This window comes from Bradyrhizobium sp. CCGUVB23 (genome assembly GCF_024199885.1).
GTDB lineage: Bacteria > Pseudomonadota > Alphaproteobacteria > Rhizobiales > Xanthobacteraceae > Bradyrhizobium.
This window is the reverse complement of sequence record NZ_JANADQ010000001.1, coordinates 6,533,558-6,548,826: the sequence shown is the minus strand read 5'-3', so window position 1 is coordinate 6,548,826 and position 15,269 is coordinate 6,533,558. Positions and strand designations below refer to the sequence as shown.

15 protein-coding genes are annotated in these 15,269 nt (G+C 65.0%); 1 reads left to right on the top strand and 14 read right to left on the bottom strand.

From position 1 onward, the window contains the following. Position 1 precedes the first annotated feature (1 nt). From NLN62_RS30285 to miaA, 6 genes are all read right to left on the bottom strand, one after another. Positions 2-877: an EamA family transporter gene (locus tag NLN62_RS30285; protein ID WP_027524439.1), complete on the bottom strand. Its 876-nt coding sequence runs from the start codon at positions 875-877 to the stop codon at positions 2-4. A 61-nt stretch (positions 878-938) separates the two neighbouring features. Beyond that, a complete protein-coding gene (locus NLN62_RS30280; RefSeq protein ID WP_027524438.1) occupies positions 939-1,628 on the bottom strand; it encodes a class I SAM-dependent methyltransferase in 690 nt (229 codons plus the stop codon). Positions 1,629-1,631: 3 nt separating this feature from the next. Continuing rightward, a complete protein-coding gene (ilvN, locus tag NLN62_RS30275; RefSeq protein WP_027524437.1) occupies positions 1,632-2,174 on the bottom strand; it encodes an acetolactate synthase small subunit in 543 nt (180 codons plus the stop codon). 150 nt (positions 2,175-2,324) lie between these two features. Further along, positions 2,325-3,308, bottom strand: a complete 984-nt coding sequence (locus NLN62_RS30270; protein ID WP_254113751.1) for a threonine dehydratase — start codon at positions 3,306-3,308, stop codon at positions 2,325-2,327. A gap of 4 nt (positions 3,309-3,312) precedes the next feature. After that, positions 3,313-5,088, bottom strand: a complete 1,776-nt coding sequence (locus tag NLN62_RS30265; protein ID WP_254111261.1) for an acetolactate synthase 3 large subunit — start codon at positions 5,086-5,088, stop codon at positions 3,313-3,315. Between the two features lie 492 nt (positions 5,089-5,580). Next, positions 5,581-6,510 (bottom strand): tRNA (adenosine(37)-N6)-dimethylallyltransferase MiaA, encoded by a 930-nt coding sequence (miaA, locus tag NLN62_RS30260; RefSeq protein WP_254111260.1) that lies wholly within the window; start codon positions 6,508-6,510, stop codon positions 5,581-5,583. 11 nt (positions 6,511-6,521) lie between these two features. Between miaA and serB the strand changes: the two genes are divergently transcribed. Then, the gene (serB, locus tag NLN62_RS30255; protein WP_254111259.1) at positions 6,522-7,427 is read left to right on the top strand and encodes a phosphoserine phosphatase SerB; all 906 of its coding nucleotides are present in this window, start codon (positions 6,522-6,524) and stop codon (positions 7,425-7,427) included. Positions 7,428-7,565: 138 nt separating this feature from the next. Here serB and NLN62_RS30250 read toward each other — a convergent pair whose 3' ends face one another. The 8 genes from NLN62_RS30250 to NLN62_RS30215 all read right to left on the bottom strand — a co-directional run bounded on the left by NLN62_RS30250 (position 7,566) and on the right by NLN62_RS30215 (position 15,263). Next, on the bottom strand, positions 7,566-9,080 hold the full coding sequence (locus tag NLN62_RS30250) for a Do family serine endopeptidase (RefSeq protein WP_254111258.1): 1,515 nt from the start codon (positions 9,078-9,080) through the stop codon (positions 7,566-7,568). Between the two features lie 158 nt (positions 9,081-9,238). Beyond that, positions 9,239-9,442 carry a DUF2065 domain-containing protein gene (locus NLN62_RS30245; RefSeq protein ID WP_027524431.1) on the bottom strand — a complete coding sequence of 68 codons (204 nt, stop codon included), beginning with the start codon at positions 9,440-9,442 and terminating at the stop codon, positions 9,239-9,241. A gap of 72 nt (positions 9,443-9,514) precedes the next feature. After that, the gene (gene hflC, locus NLN62_RS30240) at positions 9,515-10,420 is read right to left on the bottom strand and encodes a protease modulator HflC (RefSeq protein ID WP_027524430.1); all 906 of its coding nucleotides are present in this window, start codon (positions 10,418-10,420) and stop codon (positions 9,515-9,517) included. After that, on the bottom strand, positions 10,417-11,556 hold the full coding sequence (gene hflK, locus NLN62_RS30235; protein WP_027524429.1) for an FtsH protease activity modulator HflK: 1,140 nt from the start codon (positions 11,554-11,556) through the stop codon (positions 10,417-10,419). The genes hflC and hflK overlap by 4 nt, the downstream gene beginning before the upstream one ends. Positions 11,557-11,710: 154 nt before the next feature. Further along, entirely contained in the window at positions 11,711-12,220 is a 510-nt protein-coding gene (locus tag NLN62_RS30230; RefSeq protein WP_027524428.1) for a dihydrofolate reductase, read from the bottom strand. Further along, positions 12,220-12,705, bottom strand: a complete 486-nt coding sequence (locus tag NLN62_RS30225) for a GNAT family N-acetyltransferase (RefSeq protein ID WP_254111257.1) — start codon at positions 12,703-12,705, stop codon at positions 12,220-12,222. Before NLN62_RS30225 ends, NLN62_RS30230 begins: the two co-directional genes overlap by 1 nt. Continuing rightward, complete coding sequence (locus tag NLN62_RS30220) at positions 12,706-13,500, bottom strand: thymidylate synthase (protein ID WP_254111256.1); 795 nt, start codon at positions 13,498-13,500, stop codon at positions 12,706-12,708. It lies immediately after the preceding gene. A 197-nt stretch (positions 13,501-13,697) separates the two neighbouring features. After that, positions 13,698-15,263: a tripartite tricarboxylate transporter permease gene (locus NLN62_RS30215; RefSeq protein ID WP_027524425.1), complete on the bottom strand. Its 1,566-nt coding sequence runs from the start codon at positions 15,261-15,263 to the stop codon at positions 13,698-13,700. Positions 15,264-15,269 lie beyond the last annotated feature (6 nt).

Below are 15,269 nucleotides of genomic sequence, written 5' to 3'. Positions count from 1 at the left end.
CTCACGCTGTCTTCGGCAGGACTTGTGGGCGCCTGGCCAGCAGCATCACCGCGATACCGCCGATCACAGTCAGCATGCCGGCGAGCCGCAGGGGTCCGAACCGTTCGCCGAACACGATGCTGGACGCAGCCGAGCCGACGAAGGGGACCAGCAGCGCGAACGGCACGACCTGCGCAGCCGGATAGTCGCGCAGCAGCCGGCCCCACAGCCAATAGGCGATGCTGGTCGAGACACCGCCAAGCGCCAGCATGCAGAGGGCTGACGTCAGCGACATGTGCGTCAGCGCTCGCCAGGTCGGCCCGGGACCATTGGCGATCAGCGCCAGCGCGAACAGCGGCACGGCCGACGTCAGGCACAGCCAGGCGAAGAGCTCGAACATCGGCACGCCGCGGGCGCCGCGCAGCAGGAGATTGCCGATCGCGAAGGAGATCGGCGAGATCATCAGCACGGCGAAGGCACTGACGCTGAAATCATAGCCGACGGTGCCGCAGATCAAGAGCAGGCCGACCGCGGCAATGGCAACGCCTGATGTCTGGACCGGCGTCGGCCGTTCGCCGAAGGCGAGCACGGCAAAGCCGATGGTGAACAGCGCCTGGCTCTGCACGACGACGCTCGTGAGCCCCACCGGCACGCCATGGGCGATACCGTAGGCCTGAGACAGGAACTGGCCGAGGAAAAGCGTGAAGCTGATCGCGATCAGGAGCGGCCAGGCGATGTCAGGCTTGCGGATGAACAGGCAGGGCACCGCGGCGATCGAAAAGCGCAGTGCAGTCATCAACTCCGGCGACAATTCGTCGAGCGCCAGCCGGCTCGCCACGAAGGCAAGTCCCCAGACGATCGCCACCATGACGGCGATGAGGATGTCGGCCGGCTTCATTGTTCTTCTTCGGGCTCTGTTCTGTTGCGTGTTCTTGTCGTTCAGCCTTGCTCGCCGGCGCTTACGTCGAAGGGGTGGGTTTGCACAGCAGATAGGTGCCGTGCATGGGGGCGTGGTAGTCGGCCGAGACCAGCGTGAAGCCGACGTCAGTCAGCATCCGCTCCATCACCCAGCCGAAGGTGGAATATTCGTCGCGCATATGCGTGACGACGCTCTCGCGCGAAAACTCGTGGTTCTTGATCTGGAAGTCGGCCCATTGCTCGACGTCGCGCTCTGCCGCATCCGGCATCGAGACGAAGACGATGTCGCGCAGATAGAAGCTCGCGCCCGGCTTCAGCGCGCGATAGATGCGCGACAGCGCCACCACCTTCCAGAAATCCGGCAAATGATGCAGCGTGAATTCGCTGACGATGAGGTCGTAGGAGTCCGGCTGATAGGCGAAGCTGAGCAGGCCGGCCGACTGCGTCGCGACCTTGGCCTTGCGGTCACGGGCATAGATCTCGGCAAGAGCCAGCATCGCCGGCGAGATATCGATGGCGTCGACCTCGGCGCCCATCAGCGCGGCTTCGGTCGCGAGCACGCCGTTGCCGCAGCCGATGTCGGCGATGCGCCAGCCCCGCTGTACGCCGAGCATTTTCAGCGCGGCGCGCGCGCGCAGATCGGCGTCATCGTGATTGTCGTAGATCGAAGCGACCGCGGGCTCGATGCCCATCCGGTTGCGTTCGTTGTAGTACCAGTCGCGCGCCAGCATGGTTCACATCCCTTCAGGCCCGCGACCGATCGCGGCAACGCCCGTGCGCGACACCTCGACCAGGCCGATGGGACGCATCAGGTCGATAAACTGATTGATCTTGTCCGTATTGCCGGTGATCTCGAACACGAAGCTCTCGGTAGTGGCGTCGATCACGCGCGCGCGGAATGCGTCCGCGAGCCGCAGCGCCTCGACGCGATGTTCGCCTTCCCCGCGCACCTTCACCATCGCCAGTTCGCGCTCGATCGAGCGCTTGGTCTGCGTCATGTCGACGACGCGATAGACCGGGATCATGCGGTCGAGCTGGTGCTTGATCTGCTCGATCACCATCGGCGTGCCCGTGGTGACGATGGTGATGCGCGAGAGATGTTTTTGGGCTTCGGTCTCCGAGACCGTGAGGCTCTCGATGTTGTAGCCGCGACCCGAGAACAGGCCGATGACACGGGCGAGCACGCCCGGCTCGTTCTGCACAAGCACCGACAGCGTATGCGTCTCGTTGGGATCGTGGCGGTCCTCGAGGAAATAGGCGGATGCGGGCTGGTTCATTATCGTCCCCTCAAATGTCTCTCTTGTCATGCCCCGCGAAGGCGGGGCATCCAGTAACCACCGACGCCTGAGATTCCCACGCCCGCCGCGGCGTACCGGATCGCCCGGTCAAGCCGGGCGATGACGGCGGTGTTGTTGCTCCGGCTCGCATCATGCGACCACCCTTTGGCTTGTCGGCGCGTCCGTCCCGACCCATCGGCGGAACAGATCGAAATCGATATTGCCGCCCGAGAGCACGAGACCCACTCGTCTGCCCCCGAGCTTGCTCTTCTCCTGCAGCGCAGCGGCAAGCGCGGCCGCGCCGGCGCCTTCGGCGAGATTGTGCGTGTCGGTCCAATAGGCGCGGATCGCCGCGCCCACCTCGTCGTCGGTAACCTGCACGATGCGCGAGGCGCCCTTGCGGATGAGCGCGAGCGCGTCCGCGTCGGGAATGCGCGTCGCCATGCCGTCGGCGAGCGTGTTGCTGGTCTCCGTCGTCACGACCGTGCCGGCCGCAAACGACAGCGCGTATGACGGCGCCTCCGTCGACTGCACGCCGACGATCTCGGTCTTCAGGCCGAGCAGGTCGCGCGCCATGATGCAGCCGCAGATGCCTGAGCCCTGGCCAATCGGCACGTAGAGAATGTCGAGGTCAGGTGCGGCCCGGAACAATTCCAGCGCATAGGTCGCAACGCCCAGCACCAGGTCCGGGTGGAACGACGGCACCATGTGCAGGCCGGCGAACTGCGCACGGCGCTCGGCCTCCTCGCGGGCGGCCTGAAAGTCCTCGCCGTGCTCAACGAGCTCGGCGCCAAAGGCGTTCATCGCGCGGTTCTTCTCGACGGAGTTGCCGCGCGGCACGTAGATCACCGCGGGCACACCGTGGCGGCTTGCGGCAAACGCCAGGCTCTGCCCGTGATTGCCGCGCGTTGCCGAGATGATGCCGGGCGTGTTCGGCCGCTCGCGCTTCAACCGCTCCAGATAGACGAGCCCGCCGCGCACCTTGAAGGCGCCGATCGGCGTGTGGTTCTCATGCTTGACAACGACGCGGGTACCGAGCCGCTGGCTCAGCAGCGGCCAGGCGTGTGCCGGCGTCGCCGGCACCGCCTGCCCCACGATCGCATGTGCGCGTTCGAGCTCCTTCAGGTCGAACATCGCATCACACCAGCGCCTTGCCGGCGGCGAACGCGACTGCCGTGGCCTCGTCATTGGCCTGCTCCGGCAACAGCATCTCGTTATGCGCCTTGCCGGAGGGGATCATCGGGAAGCAGTTTTCGAGCGCCGCGACGCGACAGTCGAACAGCACCGGACGCTTGACCGAGATCATCTCCTTGATCGCGCCGTCGAGATCGGAGGGCTTGTGCGCCTGGATGCCGACGCCGCCATAGGCTTCCGCGAGCTTGACGAAATCCGGCAGCGCCTCCGAGTACGAATGCGACAGCCGGTTGCCGTGCAGCAGCTGCTGCCACTGCCGCACCATGCCCATGTACTGGTTGTTCAGGATGAAGATCTTGATCGGCAGCTCGTACTGCACGGCCGTCGACATCTCCTGGATCGTCATCTGCACCGAGGCATCGCCGGCGATGTCGATGACGAGGCTGTCCGGGTGGGCCACCTGCACGCCGACCGCGGCCGGCAGGCCGTAACCCATGGTGCCGAGACCGCCGGACGTCATCCAGCGATGCGGCTCCTCGAAGCCGAAGAACTGCGCCGCCCACATCTGGTGCTGGCCGACCTCGGTGGTGATGTAGACGTCCTTGCCGCGCGTCAGCTCGAACAGGCGCTGGATCGCGTGCTGCGGCAGGATGACGTCGTTGTTCTTCTTGAAGTACAGCGAATTGCGCGCGCGCCATTGCGCGATCTGCTGCCACCACGCCTTGATGTCGGGCTTCTTCGCCTCGGCCTTGAACACCTGCAGGATGTCGCCGAGGATGTTGCCGCAGTCCCCGATGATCGGGATATCGACACGGATGTTCTTGTTGATCGAGGACGGATCGATGTCGATGTGGATCTTCTTCGAGTTGGGGGAGAACGCATCGACGCGGCCGGTGATGCGGTCGTCGAAGCGCGCGCCGACGCACAGCATGACGTCGCAGTCATGCATGGTCATGTTGGCTTCGTAAGTGCCGTGCATGCCGAGCATGCCGAGCCAGTTCTTGCCCGACGCCGGATAGGCGCCCAGGCCCATCAGCGTCGAGGTGATCGGGAAGCCCGTGACCTCGACCAGCTCGCGCAACAGTTTTGAGGCCTCAGGCCCGGAATTGATCACGCCGCCGCCGGAATAGATCACCGGACGCTTGGCATTGGCGAGCAGCGAAACGGCTTTGCGGATCTGCATCGCGTCGCCCTTTACGCGCGGCGCGTAAGAGACGTGCACGTCGGACTTGCGCGGCGGATGGTAGGTGCCGGTCGCGAACTGCACGTCCTTCGGCACGTCGACCAGCACCGGGCCCGGCCGGCCCGAGGTCGCGACGTAGAATGCCTCGTGCAGGACCTTGGCGAGATCGTTGACGTCGCGCACCAGCCAGTTGTGCTTGGTGCAGGGACGCGTGATGCCCACGGTGTCGCATTCCTGGAACGCGTCATTGCCGATCAGATGGGTCGGCACCTGGCCGGTGATGCAGACCAGCGGGATCGAATCCATCAGCGCGTCCGTCAGCGGCGTCACCATGTTGGTGGCGCCGGGGCCGCTCGTCACCAGCACGACGCCAGGCTTGCCGGTCGAGCGCGCATAGCCTTCCCCGGCATGGCCCGCGCCCTGCTCGTGCCGGACCAGGATGTGCTGGATCTCGCTCTGCTGGAAAATCTCGTCATAGATCGGAAGCACTGCGCCGCCGGGATAGCCGAAGATGTCGGTCACGCCATGATCGATGAGCGCGCGCACGATCATCGCGGCGCCGGTCATCTGGTTCGGATCGTGGCTGTTCTCGGTCATTGTCTTGCTCCGGATGCGCTGTTGTCAGCGGCTTCTTCGAGGTCTGGTTCGGGAAATAAAAAAGGGCCCCAAGAGGCCCCATGCGCACCGCTCGGTTTTGGATGGCCGCTAGCCATCCCCGGCGATGCGCCTGGGTACGACGACGATAAGGAGTTTGGTAATAATGTTACGCATGAGGTCGGCCCGGCTTCCCAAAGGTTGCGCGAACCATAGCGGCCAAAGCCCGGATGTCAAGGCAATGCGGCCATTTTCGCGCGATTTCGAAAAGTGTAGCGGCGTTCCGGCGGTTCGGCGAGAGGGAATTTATGGCGGGAGCGCAAAAGCTCGTCATTCCGGGGCGCTCGCGCAAGGCGAGCGAGCCCGAAATCCATAACCCCAGGCCGTGATTTGACGCGAAGCGATGGCCGGCAATCATCGCCACTCGCCCGATTGGGGTTATGGGTTCCGGGCTCGCGCTGCGCGCGCCCCGGAACGACGGCTGAGCGAGACGCCTCACCCCGCCCTCACGGCAGCAGCCAGCCACCCCCTCGCCTCCTCGGGCTTCACCCATTCGAACTCGGGCAATTGGTGCCGGAACCAGGTGAACTGGCGTTTGGCGTAATGGCGGGTGTCGGCTTGGCCGATCGCCGCCGCCTCGTCCAGGCTGATCTCGCCACGGAGGTGCCGGATCAGCGTAGGCACGCCGTGGGCCTTCATCGCCGGCAGCAGCGGATCGAGATCGCGCGCGGCGAGCTGCTCGACCTCCTTGAGAGCGCCGGCCCCAAGCATGGCGTCGAAGCGGGCATCGATGCGGGCGTAAAGCTCATCGCGCTCGGGAGCGAGAAACAGCGCGCTGAAACTGTCTTTCGGCAACAGCGGCGGCTGGCCCTCGCGATGCCAGTCGAGCAGCGAGCGTCCGGTCGCCTCGACCACTTCGAGCGCGCGTGCGATGCGGGTGCGGTCGCGCACATTCAGCCGCCCGGCGGCGGCCGGATCGCGGGCAGCGAGTTCCGCATGCAGCGCCTCGACGCCGCCCTGCTCGAGCCGCGCACGCACGCTGTCGCGCACCTCGGGCGGGATCGGCGGCACCGTCGAGAGGCCCTTCGTCAGCGCCTTGAAATAGAGCCCGGTGCCGCCGATGAAGATCGGCAGGCGGCCTTGCGCCCGGGCCTCGGCGAGCGCTGCCGCTGCATCCGCGAGCCAGGCGCCGGCGGAGAAATTCACGGCCGCGTCGACATGGCCATAGAGACGGTGCGGGACCTGCGCCTCCTCCTCCTGCGTCGGGCGCGCCGTGATGACGCGCAGATCGCGATAGACCTGCATGGAATCGGCATTGATCACCACGCCGCCGGCATTCAGCGCAAGCTCGAGCGCGAGCGCCGACTTGCCGCTGGCGGTCGGGCCTGCGATAAGCACGGCCTTGCTCACTTGCCCCTCGCTCACGAAAACCTCAAATGTCCCTCGTCGCCACGCTGATCTGCAACCCCAATAGTCCCGCGCTCGACTCTACCATCGTCGACGGCGCGCGTGCCGTGCTGCCCTCGGCCGCGCCCGCGCACTGGCTGTTCGACGGGGTCGCGGTCGACATTCCCTTTGGTGCGCAGGATAACCTCGAAGGCGATCGTCACGCCATTGAAGAGCGGTTGCGCGAGCTGCGCGGCGACCTGCCGATCGACATCGTCGTGCAGCCTGTCGGCTTTCGGCGCAAGAGACTTTTTCTCGCCGACATGGATTCCACCATGATCGGCCAGGAGTGCATCGACGAGCTCGCCGATTTCGTCGGGCTCAAGGCGCATGTCGCTGGAATCACCGAGCGCGCGATGCGCGGCGAGATCGAGTTCGAGCCCGCCTTGCGCGAACGCGTCGCGCTGCTGAAGGATCTGCCGGTCGGCGTCGTCGACGACGTCCTCGCCAAGCACATCACGCTGACACCGGGCGGACGCCAACTGGTCGCGACCATGCGCGCCCACGGCGCCTATACCTGTCTCGTGTCCGGCGGCTTCACGCTGTTCACCAACGCGGTCGCCGCGAAAATCGGCTTCCAGGAGAACCGCGCCAACGAGCTGATCGTGCGCGACGGCAAGTTCACCGGCGAAGTGAAGGAGCCGATTTTGGGTCGCGCGGCGAAACTCGCGACGCTGGTCGACCTGATCGCGTCGTTCGATCTCGATGAGATCGATACGCTGGTCGTCGGCGACGGCGCGAACGATCTCGCGATGATCCAGGCTGCTGGGCTGGGTGTCGCCTATCACGCCAAGCCTGCCGTGGCGGCTGCGGCGGCAGCGCGGATCGATCATGGCGATCTCACCGCGCTGCTCTATGCGCAGGGGTACAAGCGCGAGGAGTTTGTCGAAGCTTGACGTCTCCTACGACGTCATCACCCGCGAATGCGGGTGATCCAGTATTCCAGAGACAGCGACGTACACGGAGAGGCCACGGCGTACTGGATGCCCCGCCTTCGCGGAGCATGACAGTGAGTGTGTGGCCGAGAGCGTGCCTTATTGCACGCTCAGCGCCACGAAGCGCAGCTCGCCATCACCGTTGGAGACGAGCAGCAGCACCGACTTCTTGCCGTCCTTCTTGAGCTGGTCGATGCGCTTCTGGACGTCGGCGCCGCTGGAGACAGCCTCCTGCGCCACCTCGACGATGACGTCGCCGGCCGAGAGCCGCTTGTCGGCGGCATCCGAATTGGCGTCGACATTGGTGACGACCACACCCTTGACCGTATCCTTGATCTTGTAGCGCGTGCGCAGGTCCTTGTTCAGCGTCGCCAGATCAAGGCCGAGCGCTTTCTGCGTCACCGGCTTCTCCGGCACCGGCTCGTCGGTTTTCACTGCGGCCTGGACCTTGTCGGGATCCTGCAAGCGGCCGAGCTTGACGCGCTTGGTCTCCTCCTGACCCTTGCGGATGACGACGACGTCGACCTCCTTGTCAACCGCCGTATCGGCGACGACGCGGGAGAGATCCTTCGGGTCCTTGATGTCCTTGCCGTCGAACTTGACGACGACGTCGCCAGGCTCGATGCCGGCGGGCTTGGCCGGGCCCTTCTCGTCGACACCTGCGACCAGCGCGCCGCGCGGCGGCTTGATGTTGAGGCTTTCGGCGATCTCGTCCGTCACGCTCTGAATGCGCACGCCGAGCCAACCGCGCCGCAGTTCACCGAACTGGCGAAGCTGGTCGACGACGCCGGCCACCGTCTTCGACGGCACGGCGAAGCCGATGCCGATCGAGCCGCCGGAGGGCGAGATGATGAGAGTGTTGACGCCGATGACCTCGCCTTCGAGGTTGAACAGCGGGCCGCCGGAATTGCCGCGGTTGATGGCGGCGTCGGTCTGGATGTAGCTATCATACGGGCCCGACGAGATGTCGCGGTTTTTGGCCGAGACGATGCCGGCCGTGACCGTGCCGCCGAGGCTGAAGGGATTGCCGATCGCGACCACCCAGTCGCCGAGACGCAGCTTGTCGGAGTCGCCGAACTTCACCGAGACCAGCGTCTTCGGCGGCTTGAACTTCAAGACGGCGAGGTCGGTCTTCTTGTCGACGCCGACGAGCTCGGCCTTGACCTTGGTGCCGTCGTTGAGAATGACGTTGATTTCATCGGCATCCGCGATGACGTGATTATTGGTCACGACGATACCGGAGGTGTCGATGATGAAACCGGAGCCCAGAGAGTTGGTCTTGCGCGGCGGACCGTTGTCCCCCCTGTCGCCGCCCTTGCTGCCGCCACCGGGACCGCGACGGTTCTTGAAGAAGTCGTCGAAGAATTCCTCGAAGGGCGAGCCGGGCGGCAGTTGCGGCATGGTGTTGGTGCCGCCGCCCTTGGCTTCGACGGTCTGCGAGGTCGAGATGTTGACGACCGCGTCGATCACCTTTTCGGCGACGTCGGCGATGCCCTCCGGTCCGCGCGCGTAAGCCGGGGAGCCGAACGCGCTGAACGCCCCAATGGCGATCGCAGCCAGCCCAAGTCGCACGCAATGGCGCAAACGGGTCGTGGCAATGGTGGCAGCGGTCATTGTGATCTCCGAAAGAGAATTAAGGATTCGTTCTCCAGACTGCGCTCGAACGGGGTGGCGGCGCAAGCACGGAGGTTAACGGGCCTCAAGACCCGGATAATAAGGCGAAAAACCGGCGGCTTCGCTTCACTTTAGCGTTCGCCTTGCAGGTGCCGGGCTCAGTGGTGCCGGATCCACCAGATCAGGATCAGGCCAGCCACGGCCGAGCAGATGCCCACGGCGCGCAGGATGTGATCGGGAGTTGCAAGCGCGCTCTTCATCGCCTTGCGCATCCAGGCGGGACTTGCCGCGAACATCAAGCCTTCCAGCACAAACAGGATGCCCAAGCCGATGAGGAAGTCGGCAAACGCTATGGACCTCATCGGACTGGAACCTCCCCTTGTGCCGTTCTTGTTCCGCGAAGGGGCGGCTTTGGCGCCGCCCCTTGTATCGTCTTACTGTTTCGGCGCCGCCTGCGCTTCGGCGCCCGCTTTGCCGCTTGGGCTACCGAAGTACCGGAAGAAATCCGAGTTCGGCCGCAGCAGATAGCGGGTGTCGCTCGAGCGCAGCCCGGTCTCATAGGCCGACATCGAACGGAAGAAGGCGAAGAAGTCCTGGTCCTTGCCGTAGGCTTCCGCGAGCAGCCGGGTGCGTTCCGCTTCACCGGCGCCGCGCGTCTGCTCGGCCTGCGACCTGGCTTCTGCCTCGATCACAGTCGCCTCGCGGTCAGCCTTGGCGCGGATTTCCTGCGCCTTCTGGCCGCCCTGCGCACGGAACTCGGCCGCTTCACGCTGGCGCTCGGTCTTCATCCGATCGTAGACCGCCTGGCTGTTCTGCTCGGGCAGGTCGGCGCGGCGAATCCGGACGTCAACGACCGAGATACCGTAGCCGTCGGCCTCGCGGTCGAGCTGCTCGCGGATGCGGCCCATCAGCTTCTCGCGCTCGTCGCGCACCACCGTGATGAAGGTGACCTCGCCGAGCACGCGGCGCAGAGCCGCGTTGAGCAGCGTGGTGAGCTGGAGGTTGGCCGCCTGGATCGAGCCGACGCTCTGATAGAAGCGCAGCGCGTTCTTGATGCGGTAGCGCGCAAAGGCATCGACCACGAGCCGCTTCTGGTCGGAGGCGATCACTTCCTGCGACGGGTTCTCCAGATCGAGGATGCGATTGTCGATGCTGATCACGCTATCGATGAACGGCGCCTTGAAGTTCAGCCCGGGCTCGGTGACGACCTTCACGGGTTCGCCGAGCCGGACCACGAGCGCCTGCTCGGTCTGCTGCACCGTGAAGACCGAGCTGTAGGCCACGATCAGGATGAGCAAGAGGACGATCAGCGAGACGATGCCTGTAACCGGAGACCTCATCGGGTGCCTCCGCTCTGCTGGCCGGAGGTGGCCGGCGGCCGCTTCGGCGTCAGCTCGTTGAGCGGGAGGAACGGCACGACACCGCCTTGGCCCGTCGCGGCGCCGTCATAGACGAGCTTTTCCGAGCCGCCGAGCACGCGCTCCATCGTCTCCAGATAGATCCGTTCACGCGTCACGTCCGGCGCCTTCTTGTATTCCTCGTACACTTTCAAAAAGCGCGCGCTCTGACCCTTGGCGTCGGCGACCGTCTGCTGACTGTAGCCTTCCGCGGCCTGGAGGATCTGCGCGGCGCGGCCGCGCGCTTCCGGCACGACACGGTTGGCATAGGTCTGGGCCTCGTTCTGCAACCGCTCGAGGTCGGCGCGCGCCGCCTGCACGTCGCGGAAGGCGTCGATGACCTGCGCCGGCGGGTCGACCTTCTGCATCTGCACCTGGGTGATCAGAATGCCGGAACCGTAGCCGTCGAGCGTCCTCTGCATCAATTCCTGCACGCCCTGCTCGGTGGTGTTGCGGGCGCCGGTCAGGATCGGCTGGATCTGCGAGCGGCCGATCACCTCGCGCATCGCGCTTTCGGCGACCGCCTTCACGGTACCTTCGGGATTCTGGATGTTGAACAGGAAGTCGCCGACCCCGTCGGGCTTGATGCGCCAGAGCACGGTGAAGTCGACGTCGACGATGTTCTCGTCGCCGGTCAGCATCAGGCTCTCTTCCGGCACGTCGCGGATGGTACGGCCGCGCCGTGAGGGATCGTCGATCAGCGTCATGCCGATGGAAATGGTCGAGACGCGCAGCGCCTTGGGCAGCAGCACCGTCTCGATCGGATAGGGCAGATGGTAGTTCAGGCCCGGCTGCACGGTGCGCACATGCTTGCCGAAGCGCAGGACGACGCCGAGCTCTTCCGACTGCACACGGAAGAAGCCGGAGGCAAGCCAGATCGCGACGATGAACAGCACGATGACGGTGATGCCGATGCCGCTGAAATATCCGCCGGGCAGGAGCTGCTGGAGCCGGTCCTGGCCGCGTCGCAGAAGGTCTTCCAGATCCGGCGGCCTCGGCCCGACCGGTTGCGGGCCTGTGCCCCATGGCCCTTTCGAGCCCGAGCCCCACGGGCCACCGCCCTGATTCTTCCACGGCATTCGACAGTCTCCTCGGCAGGGTCTGGAATTGCCCCCGCCCGCTTTGTCCGGTCCGGCTTTATAGGGGACGCCTTGCCCCCTTACAACGCACGCCTGACCGCCTCCGAGCTATGCCGCGCTGGGGAAATGTCAATGTAAACATTGGTCAAAGCGGTTAATGTTGCTGCCGCCGACGATATGTCACATAGGAGAAGTCGGCGCTGTCGTCGCCTGCCGCCGGATGACGGACGCGCGCGACCTCCTCCCAATCTACGTTGCTGATCTCAAAAACAGTGTCGCCCTCGGGCCGCGCGTGCACCTCGGTGACTTCGAGCCGGTCGGCGCGATCGAGCCATTGCCGGTAGATCTCGGCGCCGCCGATCACGGCGATCTCGGCGACCGAGCGCCGCAGGGCATCGCCGCGCGCGATCGCATAGGCATCAGCCGAGGACGTGGTCACGACGGCGCCAGCCGCACGGAAGCTCGCATCGCGGGTGATGACGATGTTGGTGCGGCCCGGCAGCGGCCGGGGCAGCGACTCGAAGGTCTTGCGGCCCATCACCACGGGCTTGCCGATGGTGAGCGCCTTGAAGCGCTGCATGTCGGATTTCAGCCGCCATGGAATCGCGTTGCCCGCGCCGATGACGCCGTTCTCCGCGATGGCGACGATGAAGACGATCTCCATCAGCGCGCCCTCCCCGCAAGCCGCGTCAATGCATCACCGGTGACGCGGCACAGCGTCCAGTCATCCATCATGACGGCGCCAAGGGACTCGTAGAACGCGATCGACGGCGCATTCCAGTCCAGCACTGCCCATTGCAGCCGTGACCAGCCGTTGTCGACGCATTCCTTCGCAAGATAGTTGAGCAGTGCCTTGCCGATGCCCTTGCCGCGATGCGAGGGCCGCACATAGAGATCCTCGAGATAGATGCCGTGGCGGCCGCTGAAGGTGGAGAAATTTGTAAACCACGCAGCGAAGCCGACCGCCTCGCCGTTCCATTCGGTGAGCGCGCAATAGAGCCGAGGATTCGCGCCGAACAGCGCCTCCGCAATCATCGCTTCCGTCGCTTCGACCTCGTGCGTGAGCTTCTCGTACTCGGCGAGTTCGCGGATGAAGGAGAGAACGAGCCCGGCCTCGCCCGGGCGCGCGCGGCGGATGTTGAGCGACATTTATACCGCGACTTCCGCCTTGATATGCGGATGCGGGTCGTAGCCGACGAGCTCGAAATCCTCAAAGCGGAAGGAGAAGATATCCTTCACGTCCGGATTGATCCGCATCACCGGCAGTGGACGTGGCGTCCGCGTCAGTTGCAGCCGCGCCTGCTCCAGATGATTGGAGTAGAGATGCGTGTCGCCGAGCGAGTGCACGAAGTCGCCGGGCTTCAAGCCCGTGACCTGCGCGACCATCATCGTGAGCAGCGCGTAGGAGGCGATGTTGAAGGGGACGCCGAGGAAGACGTCAGCCGAGCGCTGATAGAGCTGGCACGACAGTTTGCCGTTCGCGACATAGAACTGGAACAGCAGGTGGCAGGGCGGCAGCGCCATCTTCTCGACGTCAGCCGGATTCCAGGCGGTGACGATCAGCCGGCGCGAATCCGGGTTTTTCTTGATCATCTCGACGACATTGGCGATCTGGTCGATGCTGCGCCCGTCGGCCGTAGGCCAGGAGCGCCATTGATGGCCGTAGACCGGCCCGAGATCGCCATTGGCGTCAGCCCATTCGTCCCAGATGGTGACGCCGTTGTCGCGCAGATATTTGATGTTGGTGTCGCCTTTGAGGAACCACAGCAACTCGTGCACGATCGCCTTCAGCGGCAACCGCTTGGTGGTCAGCATCGGAAAGCCGGCCGCAAGGTTGAAGCGCATCTGATGGCCGAACACCGACAGTGTGCCGGTGCCGGTCCGGTCGCGCTTCTCGGCGCCGTCCGAAAGAATCCGCTCGAGCAGGTCCTGATACTGGTGCATTTGCGTGCGCTATGGGCCTTTTGGGGGACGGCGAACTTAGCGGCCGGTCCCGTGCTGCGACAGCAGCGATTCGCTGCTTCGCACAGATTATACCCGGAAAAGTGAGCGTTCCGCCGGCAAACGACAAGGGGCGGAACTGGCGTCCCGCCCCTGCCCTACCCTCTTGATAATACTGGCCAAGTGGGCAAACGCCGGCCTCAATTCTCCGATTCCGTGAACACCTCGTCGCGCTTGGCGCGCAGCACCGGCAGAACCGTGAGCACCAGGAGGGCGGCTGCGATAGCGAGCAGCACGGCGGAGAGCGGACGCGTCACGAACACGCTCCAGTCGCCGCGCGAGATTAGCAGCGCGCGGCGCAGGTTCTCCTCCATCAGCGGTCCGAGCACCATGCCGAGCAGCAGCGGTGCCGGCTCGAAATCGTGCTTGATCAGCCAGTAGCCGACGAGGCCAAACACGCCTGCGAGAATGACGTCGACCGGCGCGTTGTTCACCGAGTAGATGCCGATCGCGCAGAAGATCACGATCGAGGGGAACATCAGCCGGTAGGGCACGCGCAACAGGCGCACCCAGATGCCGACCAGCGGCAGGTTGATGATGATCAGCATGAGGTTGCCGATCCACATCGAGGCGATCATGCCCCAGACGAGGTCCGGCTGCTTCTGCATCACCTGCGGGCCCGGCACGATGCCGTGAATGGTCATCGCGCCGACCATCAGCGCCATCACCGCGTTCGGCGGGATGCCGAGCGTGAGCAGCGGAATGAAGGACGTCTGCGCCGCAGCGTTGTTGGCGCTCTCCGGCGAAGCCACGCCTTCGATCGCGCCGCGGCCGAACCGCGACGGATTCCTCGCAATCTTCTTCTCCAGCGTATAGGCGGCGAAGGACGCGATGACCGCGCCGCCGCCGGGGAGGATGCCGAGGATCGATCCGAGGATGGTGCCGCGTCCGATCGCGGGCGCCGAGTCGATCAGGTCTTTCCTGGTCGGCATCAAGCCCGTGATCTTCTGCTGCACGAGATCGCGGTTCATTTCCGCGCCGGCGTCGAGGTTGCGGATGATCTCGGCAAAGCCGAACACGCCCATCGCCACCGTCGCAAAGCCGAGGCCGTCGGCGAGCTCGGGGATGTTGAAGGCCATGCGCGAGGCACCGGTCTCGATGTCGGAGCCGACCATCGACAGCAACAGGCCGAACACGATCATGGCAATCGCCTTGAGCACCGAACCTTTCGCCAGCACCACTGCGAAGATCAGGCCGAGCACCATCAGCGAGAAATATTCGGCCGGACCGAACGCCAGCGCGAGTTTTGTGAGCGGCGCGCCGAGAACGGCGATCAGGACGGTCGCCACGCAGCCGGCGAAGAACGAGCCGATCGCCGCAATCGCCAGCGCCGGACCGGCACGGCCCTGCTTGGCCATCTGATGGCCGTCGATGGCCGTGACGACGGAGGTCGCTTCACCGGGGATATTGACCAGGATCGAGGTGGTCGAGCCGCCATATTGGGCGCCGTAATAGATGCCGGCGAGCATGATCAGCGCGCCGACCGGCGGCAGCCCGAACGTGATCGGCAGCAGCATCGCAACCGTTGCAACCGTGCCGATGCCCGGCAGCACGCCGACCAGCGTGCCGACGAGGGCCCCGATCAGGCACATCAGGATATTGATCGAGATCGGAAGCGACAGGCCGAAGAGCCACCAGGGTGACCACCAGCTGACTTGGAACACGACGCCGAAGCCGAGGCCCAGATTGTGAAAGAGATCGACCATCACGCC